2 protein-coding genes are annotated in these 1,497 nt (G+C 67.5%); both read left to right on the top strand.

Annotated elements, in window-relative coordinates; all coding sequences use genetic code 11:
- Window positions 1-502: hypothetical protein (locus CAPSK01_RS04630; protein ID WP_273703093.1), on the top strand; the 502-nt coding region annotated here is incomplete at its 5' end.
- Window positions 499-1,497, top strand: a 999-nt coding sequence (locus CAPSK01_RS04635) for an AMP-binding protein (protein WP_034923159.1), incomplete at its 3' end; no start/stop codon positions are given. The genes CAPSK01_RS04630 and CAPSK01_RS04635, both read left to right, overlap by 4 nt.

Here is a 1,497-nt window from a genome sequence, read left to right on the forward strand (position 1 = left end):
CCCGCGGCAACGGTGGCTGTCGGCAACCGGCGGACTGGCTGCGACCCTCGTGCTCGCCTGGCAATGGCAGGCGCTACGGCACAATGTTGCCCTCCTGTATTACCTCCAGCACGCGGGCACCAACCTGGCGCTTGGCCTGCTGTTCGGACGCAGCCTGATCGGCCAGGGCGAGCCGCTGGTCACCCGCTTCGCCCGTCTGGCCCACCACGGCGTCGTTTCGGACGCCCAGCTGCGCTACACGCGGCAGGTGACCATCGCCTGGACGGCCTTTTTCGGGGTGACTGCGAGCCTGTCGACCGCCCTCTTCCTGTTTGCATCGCCGACCGTCTGGTCGATCTTTGCCAATCTTCTGACCATGCCCCTCCTGGGCCTGATGTTTGCCGGCGAGTACCTGGTTCGCCATCGTGTCTTGCCACCGGCGGACCGTACCCGGATTGCCGATACCATCCGTGGCTACCGTGAGGCGGTACGCCAACCGGGATCCCTGGCGAACGACCGATGAGCGCGGTGCCGCTGCTCGGGCACAGCAGCCTCGACGACATCCTTGCCTACCTGCCCGGCGGCCCGGCGACCGTGCGCGACTTCCTGGCCAGCGTGTCGGCACTGGCCGCGATCCTGCCGACCAGCCAGTATTTCCTGAACCTCTGCCAGGATCGCTATCGCTTCAGCGTCGGGCTGGCGGCTGGCCTGCTGGGAGGGCGCACGAGCCTGCAGCCATCGTCCCAATCGGTCGAAACGCTACGCCAGATCCGGCGCCAGCATCCGGACGTCTTCTGCCTCTGCGACAGCGCTTTTGACAGTCTCGACCTGCCGCGCGTCGACTTCCCCGACCGACTGGCCGCTCCTCCCGAAGCCATCGCCGGAATCCCCGACATCCCCGCCGAACTGGTCGCGATCATGGCCTACACCTCGGGATCGACCGGCCTGCCGGTTGCACACGCCAAATCCTGGGGATCGCTCGTCCGCAACGCCCGCGCCGAGGCCAGCCGGCTCGGTCTGCTGCACGGACCTCGGCACACGATCGTCGGCACCGTGCCAGCACAGCACATGTACGGATTCGAATCGACGGTGCTGCTCGCCCTACACGGCCATTCGCCGTTCTGGTCGGGCAAGCCCTTCTATCCACAGGACATCGTTTGCGCGCTGCAGTCCGTACCGCCACCCAGACTCCTGGTCAGCACGCCTTTTCATCTCGGCACGCTGCTTGCCGCCGATGTCGAACTACCGACCGTGGAGCAGCTGCTGTCGGCCACCGCCCCGCTCTCGCGGCAACTCGCCACGGCAGCGGAATCCCGTTTTGGCGCCCCGCTGCACGAGATCTACGGGTGTACGGAAAGCGGTCAGCTGGCCAGCCGGCGCCTGCTCGCGGACCCTGCCTGGCAGCCGCTCGACGGGGTCTGTCTGGAACGGGAGGGCGACCGGATCGTCGCCTTCGGCGGGCATATCGAAGGCCGTGTCGCCCTTGCCGACGTGATCGAGCTGTGGCCCGACGGGCGC

The organism is Candidatus Accumulibacter vicinus (assembly GCF_000584955.1).
GTDB lineage: Bacteria > Pseudomonadota > Gammaproteobacteria > Burkholderiales > Rhodocyclaceae > Accumulibacter > Accumulibacter vicinus.